The sequence below is a fragment of the Mycolicibacterium sp. MU0053 genome, from assembly GCF_963378095.1.
Taxonomy (GTDB): Bacteria; Actinomycetota; Actinomycetes; order Mycobacteriales; family Mycobacteriaceae; genus Mycobacterium; species Mycobacterium burgundiense.
Window position 1 is genome coordinate 3,420,997 of record NZ_OY726397.1, and the last position, 22,588, is coordinate 3,443,584.

Here is a 22,588-nt window from a genome sequence, read left to right on the forward strand (position 1 = left end):
CCCACCCCGGCTACTCGAGATCCAGCAGGCCGTCCGGCGGGTCGATCTCCACGATCCCGTCGGCCAGGGACACCGTCGTCACGATCGCGGCGACGAACGGCACCAGAATCTCGGCCCCGGCCGGAGTTTTCACGCTCAGCAACTCGCCCCCGGCGGTGTGCAACACCTCGACGACGGTGCCGACCTCGACGCCGTCGACCGTCCGCACCGTCAGCCTCTCGAGCTGATGGTCGTAGTACTCGTCGGGTTCCTCGATCGGCGGGAGGTCCTCGGAATCCACCACGAACAGCGTGCCGCGCAGCGCGTCGGCGGCGTTGCGATCGGCGACACCGGCGAGCCGTATCAACAGCCGATTGCCGTGCGTGCGCGCCGATTCGATGGTGTAGCTGCGGGCACCCGCACCGCGGGATGCCTTGGCCTGCAGCATGTTTCCGGGAGCAAAGCGCTCCTCGGGGTCGTCGGTGCGGACATCGACGACAACCTCGCCGGTGATGCCGTGCGCCCTGGCGACCCGACCGACCACTAGCTCCACGAGAGCACCGCGCTTACTGGTCGGTGTCCACCACGTCGACCCGGATACCGCGGCCGCCGATGCCGGCGACCAGGGTGCGCAGCGCGGTTGCGGTACGTCCACCGCGTCCGATCACCTTGCCCAGGTCGTCGGGGTGTACATGCACCTCGACGGTGCGACCACGACGGGAGGTGACCATGTCGACGCGAACGTCATCGGGGTTGTCGACGATTCCGCGCACCAGGTGCTCTACGGCGTCGACGACGACCGTGCTCATTCTGCGGGTGCCTCGGCGGCCTTGGCCTCGGTGCTCTCCTCGGCCTTCTCGTCAGCCTTGGCCTCGGTGCTCTCCTCGGCCTTGGCTTCGACCTTCTCGTCGGCCTTCTTGGCGGGCGCCTTCTTCTTCTTGGGCGTGGTCGCCTCGCCGGCGGGCGCACCGTCAGCCTCGGCCAGCGCGGCGTTGAACAGGTCCAGCTTGCTGGGCTTGGGCTCCTTGTGCTTGAGGGTGCCCTCGGCGCCCGGCAGGCCCTTGTACTTCTGCCAGTCGCCGGTGATCTTCAGCAGCGCCAGCACGGGTTCGGTGGGCTGGGCGCCGACGCTCAGCCAGTACTGCGCGCGCTCGGAGTCGATCTCGATGAGGCTCGGGTCTTCCTTCGGGTGGTACCGGCCGATGACCTCGATGGAGCGTCCGTCGCGGCGGGTACGCGCATCGGCGACCGCGATGCGGTACTGGGGATTGCGGATCTTGCCGAGGCGGGTGAGCTTGATCTTGACAGCCATGTGAAGTCTTTTTCTCCTACGATTGCCACGCTGCAATTCAGCGATGCCGGGCGGGTTGCCCGAATCCGGTTTTGCCTCGCGTGTGTGACGCCGCACGGCGCATCCGGTGAAGGAAGCCGCGGGGCAGACAGCGGTTCATTGTGCCAGAACGAGGGGTCCGGGCGGAAATCGTCGCCGCTCAGCGGCCCCGTCCACCCGCCTCGGCGGCGTTACAGCAGCTTGTCGAAGCACTTTTCCTCGACGCGCCGGGTCAACCGCCAGCCGTCAGTGGTGCGGACCAGCTCGTCGCAGTACCAGATGCCGACGAACAGCACCTGCTTGGTCTCCTGATCGAAGACCAGTGGATTGAAACAGATCGTCCGCGCGGTCGCGGTGTCCCCGTCGAAGCGGATATCGAAGTTGCCGAGCAGGTGCGAATACGCCGGAAAGTTCGGCAGTATCTCGGCCAGCCACGCCTTGACCTCCGGGTACCTACCGTCGATGCCGCCGGTGACGCGGTAATCGATGTAGGCGTCCGGCGTGAACACCCGGTCCAGGTCGTCGAAGCAGCGCTGGTCGATCGCAGTCGCGTAATCGACCAGCAGCTGCTGGATCTCGAGACGGTCGGAGATTTCTTCCAGGCTCAGCACGTCCCCATTCAACACCGTTAAGCTCGGTGCCCATGCGAAAGCTGGCAAGCGGACTGACCCTGATGCTGCTCGCGGTGGCGCTGACGATCCCCGGCATCGACGGCACGGCCCGCGCCGACGCGGTCGACGTCCAACCCGCGGGTTCGGCGCCGATCCCGGCCGGCCCCGCCGAAGCGTGGATCGTCGCCGACATGGACAGCGGGCAGGTGCTCGCGGGCCGCAACGAGGATCGGCACTACGCGCCTGCCAGCACCATCAAGACGTTGCTCGCGCAGGTCGTCCTGGACGAGGTCCCGTTGGATTCGACCATCGTGGCCGTCGAGGCCGACACCGAGGTGGAGTGCAACTGCGCCGGAGTGGCCCCGGGGCAGACCTACACCGCACGCCAACTGCTCGACGGTCTGCTGCTGGTCTCGGGCAACGACGCCGCCAACACTTTGGCGCGGATGCTCGGCGGCACCGAGACCGCGCTGGCCAAGATGAACGCCAAGGCCGCCCTGGCCGGCGCGCACGGCACCAATGCCGGCAGCGTGTCGGGCATCGACGGCCCCGGAATCGCCATGTGGTCCACTGCGCACGACATCGCGGTGATCTTCCGGTCCGCCATGAGCTACCCGGTGTTCGCCGAGATCGCCGCCCAACCGTCGGCGGTCTTCCCCACCGAGACCGGCCAGCGGGTGCTGGTCAACCAGAACGAGATGCTGGGCCGTTATCCCGGCATGCTGGCCGGCAAGACCGGCTACACCGACCTGGCCCGTAAGACCTACGTCGGTGCCGCCCACCGCGACGGCCGCAACCTGGTGGTCGTGCTGATGCACGGCCTGGTCACCGAGGGTGGACCCACATACTGGGACCAGGCATCCAGCCTGCTGGATTGGGGATTCGGCCTGGACCGCGGCGCCGGTGTCGGCGTGCTGTAAGCGAGATCGCACCGTGGCCGGGGGGTGACCCGGACTCAATAGGCTCGACGTTCGTGCCCTCGCGACGATCGCTGCCCCGGGCGGTCAGGGTGCTGGCCCTGCTGGTCAACGTTGCCGTGCTGGGCGCCATGCTGAGCGCCCCCACCGCCGGCGCGCAACCCGACATCGGCGCCGGCGCGGTCACCGCACCGGACGGCCCGGCCCGGGCTTGGCTCATCGCCGATATGGACACCGGGCACATCCTGGCCGGCAAGGACCCCCACGCGTCGTACGCGCCCGCGAGCACCATCAAGGTGCTGCTGGCCATGGTCGTGCTCGATCACCTCGCGCCGGGCGCCGCGGTGCGCGCCAACGCCAACCACACCCGGGTCGAGTGCTCGTGTGTGGGACTGGTGCCCGGGCAGGTCTACACCGTCCGGCAGTTGCTCGAGGGGCTGCTGATGGTCTCCGGCAACGACGCGGCGAATCTGCTCGGCGACCTGCTCGGCGGCTACCGCGCGGCGATCACCCGAATGACGGCCAAGGCGCAGAGCGTGGGTGCCCGGAACACCCGCGCGCTGTCGCCGTCGGGACTCGACGGCCCGGGCTGGGAATCCCGCACCACCGCCCACGATCTGGCGATCCTGTTCCGCCGCGCGCTGGCCTACCCGCTGATCGCGCACATCATGCGCCAGCCCTCGGCGATGTTTCCGGCCCGGACGGGCCACAAACAGATCGTCAACCAGAACAAGCTGCTGCAGCGTTATCCGGGCAATCTCGGCGGCAAGACCGGCTTCACCAATCTGGCCGGTGACACCTTTGTCAGCGCGGCCCAGCGCGACGGCCGCCGCCTGGTGGTGGCGCAGTTGAAGGGCAGCGGCGACCTGTACGACCAGGCGATGCGGCTCTTCGACTGGGGGTTCGCCCGGCCCCGCTGACCCCGTGGGGCAGGACGGAATCTACGGGTAGGTCTTGCCGCGCAGCACGACCAGGTCCGGGCGGTTCAACACGCCCGGCTCGCGCGGGTCCGCGGAGTAGCAGACCAGGTCGGCGGGCGCGCCGTGCGCGAGCCCGGGCCGGCCCAACCAGTCTCGGGCGGCCCACGAGGCCGCCCCGAGGGCGTCGGTGGGGCTCATTCCGATCCCGGTCAACGCGGCGACCTCGTCGGCGATGCGTCCGTGCGCGATCATGCCGCCCGCGTCGGTGCCGGCATAGATCGGCACGCCCGCCTCGCGGGCGGCGCCGACCCGCTGCCGGCACGAGCCGTACAGATCCTGCATGTGTTTGGCGTAGGTCGGGTATTTCGTTGCCGCCGAGGCGATTCCGGGGAAGTTCTCGATGTTGATCAGGGTCGGCACCAGCGCGGTGCCGTGTTCGAGCATGAGGTCGATGGTGTCCTCGGTGATGCCGGTCCCGTGTTCGATGCAGTCGATGCCGGCCTTGATCAGACCCGGCAGCGCGTCCTCACCGAACACGTGGGCGGTCACCCGCGCCCCATTGGCGTGCGCGGCCTCGATCGCGGCGACCAGCACGTCGTCGGACCACAACGGGGCGAGGTCCCCCACCGACCGGTCGATCCAGTCCCCCACCAGCTTGACCCAGCCGTCGCCGAACCGGGCCTGCTCGGCCACGTACTGCGGCAGTTGCGACTCGTCCTCGATGTCGATCGGCAGGTTGGGGATGTAGCGCTTGGGGCGGGCCAGGTGTCTACCGGCGCGGATGATCCGCGGCAGGTCCTCGCGGTCGTCGAAGCTGCGGGTGTCCACCGGCGAGCCGGCATCGCGCAGCAGCAACGCGCCGACGTCGCGTTCGGCTTCGGCCTGCGCGGCCGCCCCCGCCAGGTCGGTCGCGCCCTGCGGCGCCAGCCCGACGTGGCAGTGGGCGTCGACCAGGCCGGGGATGATCCAGCCGTCGGTGAACACCGTCTGGGCGTCGGGGACCGGTTCGGCCGAGAGCACGCCGTCGGCGATCCACCAGTCCACCGGTTCGGCATCGGGCAGACCGATGCCGCGTACGTGCAGGCGCACTACTTCTGACCCGGGAACTTCAGCTTGGACAGATCGAAGTCGGCCAGCCCCGGGGGCAGCTCGTCCAGTCCGGGGGGCAGCTTCGACAGATCCGGGAAGCCGCCGGGCACGCCGAGCGGGTTACGCGCCTTCGGCTGAGTCGGGCCCGCCTTCTTCTTGCCCTTCTTGCCCTTGGCGTTCTTGGCGTTCTTACGGCTCTTCGACTTGCGGTTCATGCCCGGGATGCCGAACTGGCCGGCCATCGACGACATCACCTTGCGTGCCTCGAAGAACCGGTCGACGAGCTGATTCACTTCGGAGACGCTGACACCGGAACCGTTGGCGATCCGCAACCGGCGCGAGGCGTTGATGATCTTGGGGTCGGCCCGCTCGGCCGGGGTCATGCCGCGGATGATCGCCTGCAAGCGGTCCAGGTGCGTGTCGTCGACGGCAGCCAGCGCGTCCTTCATCTGCCCCGCGCCGGGCAGCATGCCCAGCAGGTTGCCGATGGGACCCATCTGGCGGATCGCCAGCATCTGCTCGAGGAAGTCCTCCAGGGTCAGCTCGCCCGAGCCAATCTTGGCGGCGGCCTCTTCGGCCCGCTGCGCATCGAAGACCTGCTCGGCCTGTTCGATCAGGCTCAGCACATCGCCCATGCCGAGGATCCGGCCCGCCATCCGGTCGGGATGGAAGACGTCGAAGTCCTCGAGCTTCTCACCGGTGGACGCGAACAGGATCGGCACGCCGGTGACCTCACGCACCGACAGCGCCGCACCACCGCGGGCGTCACCGTCGAGCTTGGTCAGCACCACACCGGTGAAGCCGACGCCGGCGCCGAAGGCCTCGGCGGTGGCCACCGCGTCCTGGCCGATCATCGCGTCGACGACGAACAACGTCTCGTCCGGTGAGACCGCATCTCGGATGGCGGCCGCCTGGGCCATCAGCACCTCATCGATGCCCAACCGGCCCGCGGTGTCGACGATCACCACGTCGAAATGCTTGGCCTTGGCCTCGGCGAGGCCCGCCGCGGCGACGGCCACCGGGTCGCCGGGGCCGGCGCCGACGGCGCCCACGGCCTCGTCGGCGGTGCCGGGGTGCGGCGCGAACACACTGACGCCGGCGCGCTCGCCGACGATCTTGAGCTGATTGACCGCGCCCGGGCGCTGCAGATCGCAGGCCACCAGCAGCGGGGTATGGCCCTGGCCGCGCAACCATTTGGCGAGCTTTCCGGCCAGCGTCGTCTTACCGGCGCCCTGCAGGCCGGCCAGCATGATCACCGTCGGCGGCGTCTTGGCGAAGGCCAGTGTGCGGGTCTCGCCGCCGAGGATGCCGATCAGTTCGTCGTTGACGATCTTGACGACCTGCTGGGCGGGGTTCAGCGCGCCGGAGACCTCGGCCCCGCGGGCCCGCTCCTTGATCCGCGCGATGAAACCGCGCACCACGGGCAGCGAGACGTCGGCTTCCAGCAGGGCCAGCCGGATCTCGCGGGCGGTCGCGTCGATGTCGGCGTCGGTGAGCCGGCCCTTGCCACGCAGGCCCGCCAGCGCATCGGTCAACCGGTCGGACAGGGATTCAAACACGGGGCCAGCCTAACTGTTCGCCGTGGCCGCCTTGACGGCGCTCAGCCCGCATCCTCCACCGGTGGTGCCGGCGGCGGGGCGGGCAGCACCTCGTGCAATCGGCGTTCCAGATCCTGCTGTTTGTCCGCCAAACCGGGGCCGACAAGTCCGAACACGTCCACCACCGAGGAGCCCAGGGTGGTCACGCGCGCCCACGCGATGTCGACACCGGCGCGTTCGAGCACCGCGGTCAGGATCGCCAGCATGCCGGTCCGGTCGGTGCTGCGCACCTCGACGGTGAGCCGGTCCGGGGCCCCGCCCGGATGCCAGATGATCCGCGCCGGTGCCACCGGCGGGTGGATCGGGACGCCGGCGCGCAGCGTGCTGGCCCGACCGCGGGCCTCAGGTCCGGCGGTCTCGGCGTCGCGGCGCTGCAGCGCGGCGATGACGTCCAGCTCACCACCGAGCGCGAGCACCAGTTGCTGGCGCAGCACGCCGACCGCCGGCGGCTCACCGAAGTGCGGGGCCACCACGAACGAATTGATGGCCGACCCTTCATGGCTGTTCACCGAGGCCGAGTACACCCGCAACGAGTGCAGGGCGAGCACACCGGCGGCCTTGGACAGGAAGCCCCGCTCGTCCGGGGCGATCATCGTGACGATGTAGGTGCGCGGGCTGTCCCCCGGCGCCATCCGGACATGCACGGTGCCGTCCTCGGCGGCCAGCGAAAGGTCCTGGGGGTCAATTGAATCGGCCTGTGGCAGCGGCTCACCGGCCATCACGAGCCGGCAGCGACGGACCAGTTCCCCGATCAGTGAGGCCTTCCACTCCCCCCACACCCCCGGGCCGGTCGCCAGCGAATCCGCCTCGACCAGGGCGTGCAGCAACTCCAGCAGCACCGGGTCCCCGTCGAGCTTGTCCACCACCGCGGCGATGGTCTCGGGGTCCTGTAGATCCTTGCGGGTCGCGGTGCCGGCGAGCAGCAGGTGGTAGCGGACCATCGCCGAGAGCGTGTCGATGTCCGCGGGCCACAGTCCCAGCCGGACGCCGATCTGAACGGCGAGCTCGGCGCCGACCACGCTGTGGTCGCCGCCGCGGCCCTTGCCGATGTCGTGGCACAGCGCCCCGAGCAGCAGCAGGTCGGGGCGCGATACCCGGGTGGTGAAACCGCTTGCAAACGATACGGTTTCGATCAAATGCCGGTCCACGGTCCAGATGTGCACGATGTCGCGCGGGGGCAGATCGCGGATCGCTCCCCACTCCGGGAAGAGCCGCCCCCACAGGCCCGTGCGGTCCAGCGCCTCCACGGTGCTGATCGCGGCCGATCCGGCCGCCAGCAGCACCAGCAGATCGTTGAGTGCCGGGGCCGGCCACGGTGCGCGCAGCTCCGGCGCCGAGGCGGCCAGTCGGCTCAGCGTGGCCGCCGACATCGGCAACCCGGTGGTGGCCGAGGCCGCGGCCACCCGCAGGATCAGGCCCGGGTCCCGTTCCGGCCGGGCGTCGCGGGCCAGGATCACCTCGCCGTTGTATTCGACCACGCCCTCGTCCAGCGGTCGCCGCTTCGGCCGACGCACCGCCGCGAATCCCCTTTTGGGGAGCGCATTTCGGGCCGTTCGGATGCCGGAGTCGACGTAGTAGCCGATGGTGCGGGCGGCGTCGGACAGCCGGCGCGCCAGGTCGAAGCGGTCCCCGACGTGCAATGCGGCAGCGATTTCGTCGGCGTGCTGCGCCAACAACAGGTCACGTCCGCGGCCCGAGACCCGATGCAGTTCGGTGCGCACGTCCAGCAACGCCCGGTGGGCATCGCCGAGCGTGCCCATCGGCGAGGCCAGCAGCCGACTCGGATAGACATCGGCGAGTTGGGCGATGGCCAGCGCGTTGAGCAGTTGCACATCCCGCAGGCCGCCGCGGCCACTCTTGAGGTCGGGTTCGGCCCGGTGGGCGATCTCCCCGCTACGCTCCCAGCGCCCACGGGTGTGCTCGGCGAGTTCCTCGAAGCGCGCGGCGATTCCGGTCCGCCACTGCCGCCAGGCCCCCCCGACCAGCAACGCCGAAAGCGCACCGTCGCCGGCGATGTGGCGGGCTTCGAGCATCGCCAGCCCCGCCGAGATGTCGGTGCTGGCCACCTGCAGCGCCTCCGGTACGGTGCGCACGCTGTGGTCGAGCCGGATGTTGGCGTCCCACAGCGGATACCACAGCAGTTCGGCGACCTTCGAGACCACCTCGTGGGGCATATTGTCGTGCAGCAGCATCAGATCCAGATCCGAGAACGGCACCAGTTCGCCGCGCCCCAACCCGCCGGTCGCGATGATCGCGAAGCCACTGGTCGCGGTGATGCCGATCTCGGTGGCCTTGCTGGTGAGCCAGAATTCGTGCAGTTCGAGCAGGGCCTGCCGCAACCCGGCGGCGTCGAGATGTCGTCCCGCGCCGGCGAGCAGATGCTTGACCGCGGTCGCCAGATCGGTGGCCGGCTTCGACGCGCCCGCCGCCGGCGCCTCCCATCGGGAGGCTCCGGCGGCGGGGTCGGGTGTCTGCTTCATTTCGTCCTCCCCATGTTCGTCATCCGGTTGACGCTCACCGGCGTGAAGTCCGGGAAGACTTCGACTGACTGTCAGAAACCGTTGGGCATCAAAGGGCGTCGCTGCCCCGCTCACCGGTGCGTACCCGCACCACGGTCTCGACCGGGCTCACCCAGACCTTGCCGTCGCCGATCTTGCCGGTGCGGGCGGCCTGCACGATGACGTCCACCACCTTGTCCACGGCGGAGTCGTCGACGACGACCTCGACGCGCACCTTGGGTACGAAATCCACGGAGTACTCGGCGCCCCGGTAGACCTCGGTGTGACCCTTCTGTCGCCCGTAGCCCTGGACCTCGCTCACGGTCATTCCCAGAATGCCCGTCTGCTCCAGACCGGTCTTCACATCTTCAAGCGTGAACGGTTTGACGATTGCGGTGATCAGCTTCATTTCGTCGATCCCTTCCAATTCACAGTCGATTCTCCCCGATCAGACGAGCTCATAAGCGGTTTCCGCATGCGTGGTCTCATCGATACCAGTGTGCTCGTCCTCTTTACTGATGCGCCAACCCAGCGGCTTGACCATGAAGGCGATGATGGTGGTCATGATCGCAGTAAACACGACGGCGATGAGGGCGATCGTGAACTGCACGACGAGTTGCTGGAATCCACCGCCGTAAAACAGGCCGGTGTCGAGTGCCAGCAGGCCGATGCCGATGGTGCCCCACAGCCCCGAGACCAGGTGAACTCCCACCACATCGAGCGAATCGTCATAACCGAGCTTGTATTTCAGCGCGATGGCCAGCGACGAGAGCGCACCGGCCACACCGCCCAGAACCAGCGACCCGATCGGGGACAGCGCGCCGCAGGCCGGAGTGATCGCGACCAGACCCGCGACGATGCCCGAGGCGGCACCGACGCTGGTGGCGTGACCGTCGCGGATGCGTTCCACCAGCAACCAGCCCAGCATCGCGGCCGCGGTCGCGGCGGTGGTGTTGACCCACACCTGACCGGCGATCATGTCCGCGGCACCCTCGGAGCCGACGTTGAAGCCGAACCAACCGAACCACAGGATGGCCGCACCCAGCATCACGAACGGGATGTTGTGCGGACGGAAGGTGGACTTGCCGAAGCTGGTCCGCTTGCCCAGCAGGATCGCCAGGATCAGCGCTGCCACGCCCGCGTTGATGTGAACCACTGTGCCACCGGCGAAGTCGATGGGCGCCACGGTGGCCGACACCGTGCCGTCGTCGGCTGTGCTGGTGCCGAAGAGCCAGGACGCGAACCCGTTCTCGCTGCCCGAGAGCAGACCGCCGCCCCAAACCATGTGCGCCAGCGGGAAATACACCAGGGTGACCCAGATGCCGCCGAAGACCAACCAGGTGCCGAACTTCATCCGCTCGGCGACCGCGCCGCTGATCAGCGCGACCGTGATCACCGCGAAGGTCAGTTGGAAGCCGACCCAGACGATCGCGGGGACGGTGCCGAAGCCGCCGATGACAAACGCGTCCGCCCCGTCGATGACCCGGGTTTCGAGCAACTGGCCGACACCGAACAACGAGAACGGATTGTCGAAGATGCCGAGGATGTCGCTTTCGCCGGTGTGCCCCGAGGAGAACGACATCGAGTAGCCCCACAACACATAGATCACGCTGACGATGCCGATGGAACCGAACGACATCATCATCATGTTGAGGACGGACTTCTGCCGGGACAGACCGCCGTAGAAGAACGCCAGCCCCGGCGTCATGAACAGCACCAGGGCGGCCGCGGTAAGAACCCACGCCGTATCGCCGGCACTCAAGCCGTCCGGCCCGAAGGGCGCGAACGCTTCATCTGGTAAGGCTAAGAGCACTTGGGTGAACCTCCTCGCGAAGTACGCCGACTTAACGGCCTCGCAGAGAAGGTTCTACAGCTGCGGTTTCACCGGTGATTCTGTTGTGTTTCCTGCTTGTGAACGGATTTCCGCACCTCGTTACACTCATGTTTCGTCCAGCCAGACAGCCGGATTCAGCGCTCCCCCAGCAACGCATCGACGAACGCGGTCGGCTCGAACGGGGCCAGATCGTCGGGGCCCTCGCCCAGCCCGACAAGCTTGACCGGCACGCCCAATTCCTGCTGGACGCGGAACACGATGCCGCCCTTGGCCGTGCCGTCGAGCTTGGTCAGCACCACCCCGGTGATGTCGACGACCTCGGCGAACACCTTGGCCTGCGGCAGCCCGTTCTGCCCGATGGTGGCGTCGAGCACCAGCAACACCTCGTCGACCGTGGCGCGTTTGCTGATCACCCGTTTGACCTTGCCCAACTCGTCCATCAGGCCGGTCTTGGTGTGCAGCCGCCCCGCCGTGTCGATGACGACGACGTCGGCCCCGGACTCGATGCCCTTGTCGACGGCGTCGAAGGCCACCGACGCCGGGTCGGCGCCCTCGGGGCCGCGCACCACCTCCGCGCCCACCCGGGAGGCCCAGGACTGCAGCTGATCGGCCGCGGCCGCGCGGAAGGTGTCGGCGGCACCGAGCACCACGCGGCGCCCGTCGGCCACCAGCACCCGGGCCAGCTTGCCCACCGTGGTGGTCTTACCGGTGCCGTTGACACCCACCACCAGCAACACCGAGGGCGCGCCGGGATGCGGCAGCGCCCGGATCGACCGGTCGTACTCCGGATGCAGCTGCGAGATCAGCGCATCGCGCAGCACGGTGTGCGCATCGGCGGTGGTCCGCGCGCCGCTGGAGACCAGCTTCGCGCGCAACTGCTCCATCACCGCGGCGGTCACGGTGGGGCCGAGGTCGGCACCCAGCAGGGTGTCTTCGACGTCCTGCCAGGAGTCCTCGTCGAGGTCGCCGCCGCCGAGCAGCCCCAGCACGCTCTTGCCCAGCGCGTTCTGCGATCTGGCCAACCGCCCGCGCAGCCGGTCCAGCCGGCCCTCGGTGGGGGCGATGGTGTCCAGCGCGGGCTCGGCGGGTGCAACTGCCTCGGGCGCGGTGACCGGCGGCGCAGGCTCGGGCTCGACGGCGGGTGCCGCGGGCTCGACTACGGGCGCCTCGGGCTCGACGACGGGTGGTTCAGGGAGCTGGACATCGGCAATGGTGCGCTTGGGGGCGTCCCGCGGGACGGTGGCGTCGTCGCCGATGACCGGGACGCGGTCCTCGGTACGGCTGAACGAGATCCCCGATGACGTCGTGTAGCCGCCCGAGCGGTCGAGGGTCTTGGTCTCGTCCTTCGGTGCCAGGCTGATCTGACGCCGCCGATACCGCACCAGCCCCACGGCGAGCGCGGCAACAATGAGTACGGCAATGACCGCTATCGCGATCCAGAGAGCTTCTGACATTGGACCATTGTTCCAAAGCCCGCCGCGACGCCCGGCAGCGCACGGGTGTCGACCCGGCCGGAAAGTGGGTACCCGGGCAGCCATGGCAACGGTTGACATCTCCGAGTCCTCGACGCTGACCCCCGCGCAGGCCTGGGCACTGGCCTCGGACCTGCGGCGCTTCGACGAATGGCTGACCATCTTCGGCGGCTGGCGGGGGCCCGTGCCCGCCGAGGTCGCGGCCGGCACCGAGGTGTCGTCGCTGATCAAGGTCAAGGGTTTCCGCAACGTCATCCACTGGGAGGTGACCCGCTACGAGGAGCCCCGGCGCATCGGGCTGCACGGTCACGGTCGCGGCGGCGTCCAGATCCAGCTGGACATGACGGTTGCGGACAACCCCCGCGGTTCAACCTTCCACCTGGTGGCGGAGCTGCGGGGCGGCCTGCTTTCCGGGCCCGTGGGACGACTGGTGGCCAAGGTGCTCGAATCCGATGTCCGACGGTCGGTGCGCAAACTCGCCACCTTGTCCCCGGCGGGCTCCGAGCGCCGCTAACCGGTGGTGCTGACCAGCTCCTGGCCGCGCATGCGCTGGGAGATGACCTGGGTGATGCCGTCACCCTGCATGGTCACGCCGTACAGCGCGTCGGCGATCTCCATGGTCGGCTTCTGGTGCGTGATGATGATCAGCTGGGATTTCTCCCGCAACTGCTCGAACAGGCCGATCAGCCGACGCAGGTTGACGTCGTCGAGGGCCGCCTCCACCTCGTCCATGACGTAGAACGGCGACGGCCGGGCCCGGAAGATCGCGACCAGCATCGCGACCGCGGTCAGCGACTTCTCCCCGCCCGAGAGCAACGACAGCCGCTTGATCTTCTTGCCGGGTGGGCGGGCCTCCACCTCGACCCCGGTGGTGAGCATGTCCGACGGGTCGGTCAGGAGCAGCCGGCCCTCGCCGCCGGGGAACAGCGACGAGAACACCTGGCTGAACTCGCGTTCCACGTCCGCGTAGGCCTCGGCGAACACCTGCAGGATGCGGGCGTCGACGTCCTCGACGACGTCGAGCAGGTCCTTGCGGGCGGCCTTGACGTCCTCGAGTTGGGTGGACAGGAAGTTGTAGCGTTCCTCGAGCGCCGCGAACTCCTCGAGCGCCAGCGGATTGACCCGGCCCAACTCGGCCAACTCCCGCTCGGCCCGCTTGGCGCGGCGTTCCTGGGTGGGCCGGTCGAAGGGCATGGGTGCCGGCGCGGTGACCTGCTCGCCGCGCTCGCGGGCCTGCTCGTACTCGGCCATCTCCAGTTCGCTGGGCGGCAGCGGCACCTCCGGCCCGTACTCGGCCAGCAACTCTGTGGTCGCCATGCCGAACTGTTCGAGCACCTGCTCTTCGAGTTGTTCGATGCGCATGGCCGCCTGCGCCTTGGCCACCTCGTCGCGGTGCAGGGAGTCGGTCAGCGCCGTGATCCGGGCACCCAGCGCGTCGACCTCCGCGCGGGCGGCGCTGAGCGCGGCCGCCCGTTGGGCGCGTTCGGCGGTCAGCCGGTCCCGGGTGCGCGAGGCCACGGCCACCACGGCGCTCAGTCTTTGGGCCACCTCGCGGCCCGCGGCGGCGACCGCCGCGGCGACGGCGGCGGCGTGCTCGCGGGCGGCCGCGGCTTGCTGGGCCCGCACCCGCGCTTCGCGTTCGGCGGCGGCCGCGCGGCGCAGTGAATCCGCCCGTCCGCGAACGGCATTCGCGCGTTCTTCGGCGGTCCGCACCGCCAGTCGGGCCTCGACTTCCGCGGCGCGGGCGGCCTCGGCGGCCGAGACGACCTCCGCGCGGTCCGTCGGTTCGGTGTCGACTTCCGACGGGGTGTGCTGCGCGTTGTGCAGCCGGGTTTCGAGTTCGGCGAGTTCGGCCACGGTCTGGCCGCGGCCGGCCTCGAGTTCCTCGCGCTGCTTCATCTGGCGGCGCCATTCCTCCTCGGCGATCCGGGCCTCCTGGCCCAGCCGGCCGAGCTGTTCGTAGATCGAGGAAATCGCGGCGTCGGACTCGTTGAGCGCGGCCAGCGCCTGTTCGGCGGAGTCTTTGCGGGCGGCCTGCTCGGCCAGCGCACCCGAGAGCGCGGCACCCAACTCCGAGGTCTGGGTCTCGGCGGCCGCCAACTCTGTCCTGGCCTGCTCGATCGCCGACACCAGTTCCAGCGATGACGGTTTGCGGTCCGAGCCCCCGGTGATCCAGCCCGGCCCCACCAGGTCGCCCTCGGTGGTCACGGCGCGCAGCTGCGACCGGCGCGCCACCAGGTCGATTCCCGCTCCGAGGTCCTCGACCACCACCACGTCGCCGAGCAGCGCGGTGACGGCACCGCGCAGCCGCTGGGGCGTCTCGACGAGGTCGAGCGCCCACTGCGCGCCGGCGGGCAGTTCCCCGTTGCCCCGCGTCGGCTCGGGCCAGTCACCGAGCAGGATCGCGGCTCGCCCGCCGTCGGCGGTCTTGAGCGCCTCGACCGCCGAGTGGGCCGCACTCGGCGATTCCGCGGCCATCGCGTCCGCGGCCGAGCCGAGCACCGCCGCGAGCGCGGTCTCGTACCCGGCACGCACTTTGAGCAGACCCGCGACGGTACCGAAAAAGCCTGCGTCGCCGCGGTTCTCGGCGAGCCAGGCGGCGCCGTCCTTGCGGTCCAGGCCCACCGACAGCGCCTCGATCCGGGCCCGCAGCGAGGCCACCAGACGTTCGGCCGAACGCTCGGCCGCCTGCAACTCGGCCACCCGCTCGTCGGCGAGCCGCAGCGCCGTCACCGTGCGGTCATGTTGTTCGTCGAGTCCGACCTCGCTCTGGTCGAGCTCGCCGACCCGGCTCTGCACGGTTTCGAACTCGGCCTGGGCGGCCTCCACGCGGCCGGCGGCCTCCTCGATGCCGTGGGTGAGGCGGGCCACCCGCTCGTCGATCGATTCGACGCGGGCGCGCATGGTCTCCACCTGGCCGGCCAGCCGGGCCAACCCCTCCCGCCGGTCGGCCTCGGCCCGCACGGCGGCGGTATGGGCGCGTTCGGCTTCTGCGGCCACCTGTTCGGCGTGCGCCAACTCGGCCCGGGCGGCCTCGGCACGCATCCGGGTCTCCTCGAGAATCTCGAGCAGTTCCCGTTCCATCTCGGCGATCTCGTCGGCCTCGGCCTCGAGTTCCTCGGGGTCGCGGCCGCCGCTGCGTACCGGCTCGGCCTCGAGCAGCTGGGCTCGTTCGGTGGCGATCCGCACGGTCGCGCTGACCCGCTCGGCCAGCGCGGACAGCCGGAACCAGGTTTGCTGCGCGGCGTCGGCGCGCGCGCTGAGTGTCCCGACCGCCGATTCGTGGGCGGTGAGTTCCTCGTTCGCGGCGGCGTGCCGTTCCACGGCCTCCTCGTGCTCCTTGCGCAGCACCGCCTCGGTGCCCCCGACGCCGTCGAGCTCGGCCTGCCGCCGCACCAGATCGTCGGCGGCCAGCCGCAGCCGCGAGTCCCGCAGGTCCGCCTGGATGGTCTGCGCGCGGCGCGCCATCTCGGCCTGCCTGCCCAGCGGTTTGAGCTGGCGCCGCAGTTCGGTGGTGAGGTCGGTCAGCCGGGCCAGGTTCGCGGCCATCGCATCGAGCTTGCGGACCGCCTTTTCCTTGCGTTTGCGGTGCTTGAGCACCCCGGCCGCTTCCTCGATGAAGGCGCGGCGATCCTCGGGCCGCGATTCCAGGATCTGCGCCAGTCGGCCCTGACCGACGATGACGTGCATCTCGCGCCCGATTCCGGAGTCGCTGAGCAACTCCTGGACGTCCATCAGGCGGCAGCTGTTGCCGTTGATCTCGTACTCGCCGGCGCCGTCGCGGAACATCCGCCGCGTGATCGAGACCTCGGAGTATTCGATCGGCAGCGCGTTGTCGGTGTTGTCGATGGTGACCGTGACCTCGGCGCGGCCCAGTGGGGCGCGCGTCGAGGTGCCGGCGAAGATGACGTCCTCCATCTTGCCGCCGCGCAGGGTCTTGGCGCCCTGCTCACCCATCACCCAGGTCAGCGCGTCGACGACGTTGGATTTTCCCGACCCGTTGGGGCCCACCACGCAGGTGATCCCGGGCTCGAACCGCAGAGTCGTCGGCGAAGCGAAGGACTTGAAGCCCTTCAGCGTCAGACTCTTGAGGTGCATGGCGTGCCAGCGTACCGGCCGTGGGTTCCGCTAGCGTTCAACGAAACCCTGGATCGGCTCGGCGGCCTCGGACCAATCCCACACCACGTTGTCGACGGTTCCGGGCGTCGAGGTCCCCCGCAGCAGCTCGAGCAACGCCGCACAGGACTCCCGCGGGCCCTGGGCGACCACCAGCACGCGGCCGTCGGGCTGGTTCTTGGCGTAGCCGGTCAGTCCCAGTTCCAGCGCGCGCGCCCTGGTCCACCACCGAAATCCGACACCCTGCACCTGGCCGTGCACCCACGCCGTCAACCGCGTGCTCACGTCGGGTTCGCCGCGATCTCGAAGCTCACCTCGGTGCCCGACTTGAGGGTGCGTCCCACGGTGCAGACCTGGTCGATGGCGCGGTTGACCACGATGCGCAGCCGCTGCGCCTCGGCCTCGGTCAGACCGGACAGATCGACCACCAGGGTCTCCGCCAGGTGCGGGTAGCGTTCCTGCTCGCGGTCGGCCGCGCCGGAAACCTCGATCGTGGCCTGAAAGTCATCGCCGAGCCGGCGCGCCAGCGGCTGGTCGCTGCTCATGCCGCTGCAGGCGGCCAACGCGATCTTCATCAACTCGCCGGGGGTGAAGACGCCGTCGACGTCCTCGGAGCCGACGAGCACCTCGGCGCCGCGTGAGCTGCGCCCGGTGTAGCGCCGGGTGCCGGTGCGTTCGACCCACAGTTTGGTCATGGTGCTCCTTGTGTTTGTCAGGCGCGCGGTCGGGACTGGCGCGGCTTGGGCTGACAGCGCGGACAGTAGAACGACGAGCGGTTCATGAATTTGTCCCGCCGGATGGTGGCCCCGCAGCGTCGGCACGGCCGGCCCTCGCGGCCGTAGGCATCCAGCGACCGATCGAAGTATCCGGATTCGCCGTTGACGTTGACATACAGCGCGTCGAAGGAGGTGCCGCCCTGCTCAAGCGCCTCGTGCATCACCTCGGTGGCTGCCTCGAGTGCCGCGGCCAGCTGGGCCCGGGTCAGCTTCTCGGCCAGCCGGAGGCCGTTGATGCGGGCCCGCCACAGCGCTTCGTCGGCGTAGATGTTGCCGATTCCGGAGACCACCGTCTGATCGAGCAGCTGCCGCTTGATCTCAGAGTGCTTGCGCCGCAACACCGTTACCACCGCGTCGGGGTCGAACAGCGGATCCAGCGGGTCCCGGGCGATGTGGGCGACCGGCGCCGGCACCACCGAACCGTCCACCTCGACCAGATCGGCCAGCTGCCAGCCACCGAACGTGCGTTGGTCGACGAAGCTGAGGGTGGTGCCGTCGTCGAGTAGCGCCGCGATGCGGACGTGGTCGCTGCGCGGGACGGGCCCGATCAGCATCTGCCCGCTCATCCCGAGGTGCACCACCAGCGCCTCGTCCTCGGAGAGCACCAGCCACAGGTATTTGCCGCGCCGGCCGGTACCGATCACGCGGGCGTCGAGCAGCCGGGCGCTCAGATCCGCGGGCCCGGCCTCGTGGCGGCGCACCGCCCGCAGGTGGTGCACCCGGACCGCGCTGATCGACCTGCCGACGACGTGGCCGGCCAGCCCGCGACGAACCACCTCGACCTCGGGTAGCTCCGGCATGTCAGGCCTGATCCAGCGCAGTCCACGCCGTCGCGGCCGCCTTCTGCTCGGCTTCCTTCTTCGAGCGACCCACCCCGGCGCCGTATTCGACGTCCATCACCACCACGGTGGCGGTGAACTGCTTGTCGTGGTCGGGACCGGTCGCGGTGACCAGATAGGTCGGGGCGCCCAACCCGCGCGCGGCGGTCAGTTCCTGCAGGCTGGTCTTCCAATCCAGGCCGGCTCCCAAGGTCGGCGCGGTGTCGAGCAGCGGCCCGAACAGGCGCAGGATGACCTCCCGGGCCACCTCGATGCCGTGCTCTAGATAGACCGCCCCCAGCAGCGACTCCATTCCGTCGGCCAGGATGCTGGACTTGTTCGCGCCGCCGGTGTTCATCTCGCCGCGGCCCAGCAGCAGGTGCGCCCCCAGCCCGCCCTCGACCAGCCCGCGCGCGACGTCGGCCAGCGCATGGGTGTTCACGACCGAGGCGCGCAGCTTGGCGAGGTCGCCTTCGGCGCGGTCGGCGTGCCGGTGGAACAACTCGTCGGTGATGGTCAGCCCCAACACCGCGTCACCCAGGAACTCGAGCCGTTCATTGGTGGGCAGGCCACCGTGCTCGTAGGCGTAGCTGCGGTGCGTCAACGCCAGCGTGAGCAGTTCCTCGGGCAGTTCCACCCCGAGCGCATCGAGCAGCGGCTGCGTGGATTCAGTCATCCTGGGCCCGCGTCGTATCCGCGACCTCCAGATCGGCGAGCTTGGCCCACCGCGGGTCGATCACCTCATGGGAGTGGCCGGGCTCGGCGTCGGCCAGCGCGACTCCGCAGTGCTGGCACAACCCGGGACAGTCCGGCGAGCAGACGGGCGACAGCGGCAACTCCAGGCCGACCGCATCGACGATCGGCTGCTCGAGGTCCACCGTGTCATCGACGACGCGGCCGACCTCGTCCTCCTCGGTGGTCTCCTCGGTCGCGCTGTCCGGATAGGCGAACAATTCGGTCAGGTCGATGCTCACGGTGCCGGTGATCGGCGTCAGGCAGCGCGAACACACACCGACGGTGGGCGCGCTGACCGTGCCGGTCACCAGGACGCCCTCCGACACCGACTCCAGGCGCAGGTCGAGTTCCACCGGGGCGTCCTTGTCGATGGCGACAAGATCCAACCCGATCCGCGATGGGGAGGCGACCGTCTCGGTCACGGTGGTCATCGAACCGGGGCGCCGTCCCAACCGGGACACGTCCAAAGCCAGCACCGAGCGTGGGTTCCGCCGCGTTGCCCCTGCTCGTGTTCTTGACATAACCCAAGATTCTACTTGCGCGCGGTGACACGCCCGTTCGGCCGTGACCGCCGGTCGGAATCATCTCGATTATTACCCTCGGACGCGCCGCGGTCCGCACCCACAATGTCAGTTGGCCTGCGCTGAACAGGCGCGAGCCCAACCAACTGCGAAGGATGATCGTGACGGTCAAGCTGCACTGGTTCCTGCCCACCTACGGGGACAGCCGAGCAATCGTGGGCGGTGGGCACGGCACACCCGCCGGAGCCGCCCACAGCGACCGCGAGGCCACCCTCGACTACCTCGCCGCGATCGTGCGGTCCGCCGAGACCTTCGGCTTCACCGGGGCGCTGATCCCGACCGGTGCCTGGTGCGAGGACGCCTTCATCACCGCCGCGATGCTGGCCCGCGAGACCATGTCGCTGGCGTTTCTGGTGGCGTTCCGACCGGGTCTGGTGAGCCCGACGCTGTCGGCGCAGATGGCCGCGACGTTCGCCCGGCACGCGCCCGGGCGCATCCTGCTCAACGTGGTCGTCGGCGGCGAGGCGCACGAACAGCGTTCCTTCGGCGACTACCTGGACAAGGACGGGCGCTATCAGCGCGCCGACGAGTTTCTCGACGTGGTGCGCCGGCTGTGGGCGGGCCAGACCGTCACCACCAACGGCAACCACATCTCGGTGCAGCAGGCCTCGTTGGCACTGCCGCCGAACCCGGTGCCGCCGTTGTACTTCGGCGGCAGCTCGGCGGCCGCCGGACCCGTCGCCGCCCGCCATGCAGATGTCTACCTGACCTGGGGTGAGCCGCCCGAGGCGGTGCGCGAGAAGATCGCCTGGATCAGCGCCCTCGGCGAACGGCAGGGCCGCACACTGCGGTTCGGCATCCGGCTGCACACCATCTCCCGCGACACCTCGGCCGAGGCCTGGCAGCAGGCCGATCGGCTGATCGCCGGTCTCGACGAGGACACCGTGGGCGCCACCCAGGCCGGTCTGGCCCGCAGCCAGTCCGAGGGCCAGCAGCGGATGCGGGCCCTGCACGAGTCCCACCGGGCCGCCGGCACCTGGCACGACGCGCGCAGCCTGGAGATCGCGCCCAACCTGTGGGCCGGTGTCGGTCTGGTGCGCGGCGGGGCGGGCACCGCGCTGGTCGGCAGCCACACCGAGGTGGCCGACCGGATCGCCGATTACGCCGCGATCGGGATCGACGAGTTCATCTTCTCCGGCTATCCGCACCTCGAGGAGTTGTACTGGTTCGGCGAAGGGGTCGTACCGATCCTGCGGGAGCGCGGACTGTTCGACCCGGCGGTGTCGACGCCGTCGCCGCCGGCCTCGATCCCGTTCGTGAGCGCCGCCCAGTGACCACGCAGGCGGAGGCCATCCGGATCTCGTCCGTCGCCCAGGCCCTGGCGATCGCCCGCGGGCTGTCGGAGACCTACGCCGCGGGGGCCCGGGACCGCGACGCCTACCGCGACCTGCCCACCGAGCCCGTGCACGACCTCAAACGCTCTGGGTTGCTGACTCTTTCGGTGCCCGCCGAGTTCGGCGGCCTGGCCGCCCCCGCGACCGTGTTGGCCGAGGTGTTCCGGCTGCTCGCCCACGGCGATCCGTCGCTGGCGCAGATCCCGCACTCACACTTCACGTTTCTGGAGGCACTGCGGTTGCAAGGGGCGCGGTCGCAACAGTCGTTTTTCTACCGCCTCGTGCTCGACGGCGCCCTGCTGGCCAACGCGCAATCGGAACGCGGCCCGCATCCCGTCGACGTCGACACCACCACGGTGGTGCCCGGAGACCCGGGTGGTTTCCTGCTCACCGGCCGCAAGTACTACTCGACCGGCGCGCTGTTCGCCGACTGGCTGGTGGTGCGGGCGTCGCTGTCCGACGGATCGCTGGAAACCCCGACGGCGAGCACTCCCAAGGTGATTGCGTTCGTCCCGGCCGACGCCGCGGGTGTGCAGGTGGTCGACGACTGGGACGGGATGGGGCAGCGCACCACCGCCTCGGGGACCGTCACCCTCGACGATGTCGAGGTGCCGGCCGATCACGTCATCGGGTTCAGCGAGATCTTCGCCGCGCCCACGGTGTACGGTGCGCGCGCCCAGTTATGGCATGCCGCAATCGATGTCGGCGTCGCGACCGGCGCGCTGGCCGAGGGGGTGCGACAGGCCGACCGGGCCCGGCCGCACTTCGAGGCCGGGGTGGCCACCGCGGCCGAGGATCCCACGCTGATCAACGTGGCCGGCGAGCTGACGGTGACCGTCCGGGGCGCCCAGGCCCTGCTCGCCGAGGCCGCGCGTCAGGTCGACGCCGCGCAGGCGAACCTCACGGCGGACACCGCGGCCGCCGCCTCGATCGCGGTGGCCACCGCGAAGGTCGCCGCGGCCCGCGCGGCGCTGGAGGCGGCCGCCGTCCTGTTCGAACTCGGCGGCACCCGCAGTGCCACGACATCGGGCAATCTGTCCCGGTTTTGGCGCGATGCGCGCACCCACACGCTGCACGATGCGACGCGCTGGAAACTGCAGCACATCGGCCGCTACACGCTGTCCGGCACGCGACCGCCGCGCCACGGCCAACTCTGAGGTGAGCTAGCGCTGCACGTAGTCGTGCGTGCCCGCCGCCGTCCGCAACTGATGGCGGCCGCGGCTGACCGAGCGCAACGTGCCGTTGAGGTGGTCCTCGAACTCCGCGAGCTTGTTGTCGACATAGATGTCGCACTCGCCGCGCAGTCGGTCCGCCTCGGCGTGGGCCGCGTCGATCAGGCGGGTGGCCTCGGCGTTGGCCGAGGTCACCACCTCGGTCTGCGACACCAGTCGCTGCTGTTCCTTGATGCCCTCCTGAACGGCCTTGTCGTAAGACAGGTTGCCGCTCTCGACCAGGCGGTCGGCCTCGGCCTTGGCCCGGCTGATGCTGGCTTCGTAGTCCCGCTTCGCGACAGCCGAGAGGCGGTTGGCCTCCTCGCTGGCCTCCCCGACCATCCGATCGCAGTGCGCGCGCGCCTCCGCGACCATGCGGTCGGCCTGCGCCTTGGCGTCGGCCAGCAGGCGGTCGGCCTCGGCGCGGGAGTGGCCCAGCACCGAGTCGGCCTCCTGGGTCGCGGACGCGACCATGGCGTCGGCGTGCTGTTTGGCGTCGCGCAGCATGCCGTCGCGGGCGTCGAGGACGTCCTGCGCGTCATCCAGTTCGCCGGGGATGGCGTCCTTGATGTCGTCGATCAGTTCCAGGACGTCGCCGCGGGGCACCACGCAGCCGGCCGTCATCGGGACTCCGCGGGCCTCCTCGACGATGGCACCCAATTCGTCGAGAGCTTCAAATACTCGGTACACGGCGCACCCTCCAGGTTGAGACGTTGTTACTAGTGTGCCTGGTGTTACGCCTGTGACAGCGTTGGTGACGTCGGTGTGT

The 22,588-nt window shown here is 69.7% G+C and carries 22 protein-coding genes; 5 read left to right on the forward strand and 17 right to left on the reverse strand.

Features of this window, described 5'->3' with window-relative positions:
- Positions 1-10: 10 nt before the first annotated feature.
- The 4 genes from rimM to RCP80_RS16085 form a co-directional block, all read right to left on the reverse strand.
- Positions 11-532 carry a ribosome maturation factor RimM gene (gene rimM, locus RCP80_RS16070; RefSeq protein WP_308478622.1) on the reverse strand — a complete coding sequence of 174 codons (522 nt, stop codon included), beginning with the start codon at positions 530-532 and terminating at the stop codon, positions 11-13.
- A 13-nt stretch (positions 533-545) separates the two neighbouring features.
- Positions 546-788 (reverse strand): RNA-binding protein, encoded by a 243-nt coding sequence (locus RCP80_RS16075; protein ID WP_003878715.1) that lies wholly within the window; start codon positions 786-788, stop codon positions 546-548.
- On the reverse strand, positions 785-1,291 hold the full coding sequence (rpsP, locus tag RCP80_RS16080; protein WP_308478623.1) for a 30S ribosomal protein S16: 507 nt from the start codon (positions 1,289-1,291) through the stop codon (positions 785-787). The genes RCP80_RS16075 and rpsP overlap by 4 nt, the downstream gene beginning before the upstream one ends.
- Positions 1,292-1,500: 209 nt before the next feature.
- Positions 1,501-1,920: a nuclear transport factor 2 family protein gene (locus RCP80_RS16085; protein ID WP_308478624.1), complete on the reverse strand. Its 420-nt coding sequence runs from the start codon at positions 1,918-1,920 to the stop codon at positions 1,501-1,503.
- Between the two features lie 32 nt (positions 1,921-1,952).
- Between RCP80_RS16085 and RCP80_RS16090 the strand changes: the two genes are divergently transcribed.
- Both RCP80_RS16090 and RCP80_RS16095 read left to right on the forward strand, forming a co-directional pair.
- Positions 1,953-2,840 carry a D-alanyl-D-alanine carboxypeptidase family protein gene (locus RCP80_RS16090; RefSeq protein ID WP_465270701.1) on the forward strand — a complete coding sequence of 296 codons (888 nt, stop codon included), beginning with the start codon at positions 1,953-1,955 and terminating at the stop codon, positions 2,838-2,840.
- Positions 2,841-2,968: 128 nt separating this feature from the next.
- Positions 2,969-3,757, forward strand: coding sequence for a D-alanyl-D-alanine carboxypeptidase family protein (locus tag RCP80_RS16095; RefSeq protein WP_308482878.1), 789 nt, complete (start codon positions 2,969-2,971; stop codon positions 3,755-3,757).
- A gap of 21 nt (positions 3,758-3,778) precedes the next feature.
- Here the strand turns inward: RCP80_RS16095 and RCP80_RS16100 are convergent, their stop codons facing one another.
- From RCP80_RS16100 to ftsY, 6 genes are all read right to left on the reverse strand, one after another.
- Entirely contained in the window at positions 3,779-4,846 is a 1,068-nt protein-coding gene (locus RCP80_RS16100) for an amidohydrolase family protein (RefSeq protein ID WP_308478625.1), read from the reverse strand.
- Positions 4,846-6,405 (reverse strand): signal recognition particle protein, encoded by a 1,560-nt coding sequence (gene ffh, locus RCP80_RS16105; RefSeq protein ID WP_308478626.1) that lies wholly within the window; start codon positions 6,403-6,405, stop codon positions 4,846-4,848. Before ffh ends, RCP80_RS16100 begins: the two co-directional genes overlap by 1 nt.
- Before the next feature lie 41 nt (positions 6,406-6,446).
- The gene (locus RCP80_RS16110) at positions 6,447-8,924 is read right to left on the reverse strand and encodes a [protein-PII] uridylyltransferase (RefSeq protein ID WP_308478627.1); all 2,478 of its coding nucleotides are present in this window, start codon (positions 8,922-8,924) and stop codon (positions 6,447-6,449) included.
- 88 nt (positions 8,925-9,012) lie between these two features.
- Positions 9,013-9,351 carry a P-II family nitrogen regulator gene (locus RCP80_RS16115; RefSeq protein WP_005148837.1) on the reverse strand — a complete coding sequence of 113 codons (339 nt, stop codon included), beginning with the start codon at positions 9,349-9,351 and terminating at the stop codon, positions 9,013-9,015.
- 39 nt (positions 9,352-9,390) lie between these two features.
- Positions 9,391-10,755 carry an ammonium transporter gene (locus tag RCP80_RS16120; RefSeq protein ID WP_308478628.1) on the reverse strand — a complete coding sequence of 455 codons (1,365 nt, stop codon included), beginning with the start codon at positions 10,753-10,755 and terminating at the stop codon, positions 9,391-9,393.
- A 155-nt stretch (positions 10,756-10,910) separates the two neighbouring features.
- Positions 10,911-12,230: a signal recognition particle-docking protein FtsY gene (ftsY, locus tag RCP80_RS16125; protein ID WP_308478629.1), complete on the reverse strand. Its 1,320-nt coding sequence runs from the start codon at positions 12,228-12,230 to the stop codon at positions 10,911-10,913.
- A gap of 82 nt (positions 12,231-12,312) precedes the next feature.
- Between ftsY and RCP80_RS16130 the strand changes: the two genes are divergently transcribed.
- Positions 12,313-12,762: a type II toxin-antitoxin system Rv0910 family toxin gene (locus RCP80_RS16130; RefSeq protein WP_308478630.1), complete on the forward strand. Its 450-nt coding sequence runs from the start codon at positions 12,313-12,315 to the stop codon at positions 12,760-12,762.
- Here the strand turns inward: RCP80_RS16130 and smc are convergent.
- The 6 genes from smc to RCP80_RS16160 are packed head-to-tail and all read right to left on the reverse strand — an operon-like array spanning position 12,759 to position 19,214.
- Complete coding sequence (gene smc, locus RCP80_RS16135) at positions 12,759-16,346, reverse strand: chromosome segregation protein SMC (RefSeq protein WP_308478631.1); 3,588 nt, start codon at positions 16,344-16,346, stop codon at positions 12,759-12,761. The genes RCP80_RS16130 and smc overlap by 4 nt on opposite strands.
- Positions 16,347-16,376: 30 nt before the next feature.
- Positions 16,377-16,649 carry an acylphosphatase gene (locus RCP80_RS16140; RefSeq protein ID WP_308478632.1) on the reverse strand — a complete coding sequence of 91 codons (273 nt, stop codon included), beginning with the start codon at positions 16,647-16,649 and terminating at the stop codon, positions 16,377-16,379.
- Entirely contained in the window at positions 16,646-17,059 is a 414-nt protein-coding gene (locus tag RCP80_RS16145; protein ID WP_308478633.1) for an OsmC family protein, read from the reverse strand. Before RCP80_RS16145 ends, RCP80_RS16140 begins: the two co-directional genes overlap by 4 nt.
- 17 nt (positions 17,060-17,076) lie before the next feature.
- Positions 17,077-17,940, reverse strand: coding sequence for a bifunctional DNA-formamidopyrimidine glycosylase/DNA-(apurinic or apyrimidinic site) lyase (gene mutM, locus RCP80_RS16150; RefSeq protein WP_308478634.1), 864 nt, complete (start codon positions 17,938-17,940; stop codon positions 17,077-17,079).
- A 1-nt stretch (position 17,941) separates the two neighbouring features.
- The gene (gene rnc / locus RCP80_RS16155) at positions 17,942-18,634 is read right to left on the reverse strand and encodes a ribonuclease III (RefSeq protein WP_308478635.1); all 693 of its coding nucleotides are present in this window, start codon (positions 18,632-18,634) and stop codon (positions 17,942-17,944) included.
- Positions 18,627-19,214 carry a YceD family protein gene (locus tag RCP80_RS16160; RefSeq protein ID WP_308478636.1) on the reverse strand — a complete coding sequence of 196 codons (588 nt, stop codon included), beginning with the start codon at positions 19,212-19,214 and terminating at the stop codon, positions 18,627-18,629. Before RCP80_RS16160 ends, rnc begins: the two co-directional genes overlap by 8 nt.
- Positions 19,215-19,375: 161 nt before the next feature.
- On the opposite strand from RCP80_RS16160, the gene RCP80_RS16165 reads away from it, so the two are divergent.
- Together RCP80_RS16165 and RCP80_RS16170 are read left to right on the forward strand one after the other, a co-directional pair.
- A complete protein-coding gene (locus RCP80_RS16165; RefSeq protein WP_308478637.1) occupies positions 19,376-20,548 on the forward strand; it encodes an LLM class flavin-dependent oxidoreductase in 1,173 nt (390 codons plus the stop codon).
- Positions 20,545-21,765, forward strand: a complete 1,221-nt coding sequence (locus RCP80_RS16170; protein WP_308478638.1) for an SfnB family sulfur acquisition oxidoreductase — start codon at positions 20,545-20,547, stop codon at positions 21,763-21,765. Before RCP80_RS16165 ends, RCP80_RS16170 begins: the two co-directional genes overlap by 4 nt.
- A 6-nt stretch (positions 21,766-21,771) precedes the next feature.
- Here the strand turns inward: RCP80_RS16170 and sepIVA are convergent, their stop codons facing one another.
- Positions 21,772-22,509 (reverse strand): cell division protein SepIVA, encoded by a 738-nt coding sequence (gene sepIVA, locus RCP80_RS16175; RefSeq protein ID WP_308478639.1) that lies wholly within the window; start codon positions 22,507-22,509, stop codon positions 21,772-21,774.
- Positions 22,510-22,588 lie beyond the last annotated feature (79 nt).

What these genes read in the sequence shown, in the direction of transcription:
- ftsY (WP_308478629.1), bottom strand. Translation starts at nt 12,230, where the DNA reads ATGTCAGAAGCTCTCTGGATCGCGATAGCGGTCATTGCCGTACTCATT.
- smc (WP_308478631.1), bottom strand. Translation starts at nt 16,346, where the DNA reads ATGCACCTCAAGAGTCTGACGCTGAAGGGCTTCAAGTCCTTCGCTTCG.
- RCP80_RS16160 (WP_308478636.1), bottom strand. Translation starts at nt 19,214, where the DNA reads ATGTCAAGAACACGAGCAGGGGCAACGCGGCGGAACCCACGCTCGGTG.
- rnc (WP_308478635.1), bottom strand. Translation starts at nt 18,634, where the DNA reads ATGACTGAATCCACGCAGCCGCTGCTCGATGCGCTCGGGGTGGAACTG.
- RCP80_RS16090 (WP_465270701.1), top strand. Translation starts at nt 1,953, where the DNA reads ATGCGAAAGCTGGCAAGCGGACTGACCCTGATGCTGCTCGCGGTGGCG.
- RCP80_RS16145 (WP_308478633.1), bottom strand. Translation starts at nt 17,059, where the DNA reads ATGACCAAACTGTGGGTCGAACGCACCGGCACCCGGCGCTACACCGGG.
- RCP80_RS16115 (WP_005148837.1), bottom strand. Translation starts at nt 9,351, where the DNA reads ATGAAGCTGATCACCGCAATCGTCAAACCGTTCACGCTTGAAGATGTG.
- mutM (WP_308478634.1), bottom strand. Translation starts at nt 17,940, where the DNA reads ATGCCGGAGCTACCCGAGGTCGAGGTGGTTCGTCGCGGGCTGGCCGGC.
- RCP80_RS16130 (WP_308478630.1), top strand. Translation starts at nt 12,313, where the DNA reads ATGGCAACGGTTGACATCTCCGAGTCCTCGACGCTGACCCCCGCGCAG.
- rpsP (WP_308478623.1), bottom strand. Translation starts at nt 1,291, where the DNA reads ATGGCTGTCAAGATCAAGCTCACCCGCCTCGGCAAGATCCGCAATCCC.
- RCP80_RS16110 (WP_308478627.1), bottom strand. Translation starts at nt 8,924, where the DNA reads ATGAAGCAGACACCCGACCCCGCCGCCGGAGCCTCCCGATGGGAGGCG.
- RCP80_RS16075 (WP_003878715.1), bottom strand. Translation starts at nt 788, where the DNA reads ATGAGCACGGTCGTCGTCGACGCCGTAGAGCACCTGGTGCGCGGAATC.
- RCP80_RS16095 (WP_308482878.1), top strand. Translation starts at nt 2,969, where the DNA reads ATGCTGAGCGCCCCCACCGCCGGCGCGCAACCCGACATCGGCGCCGGC.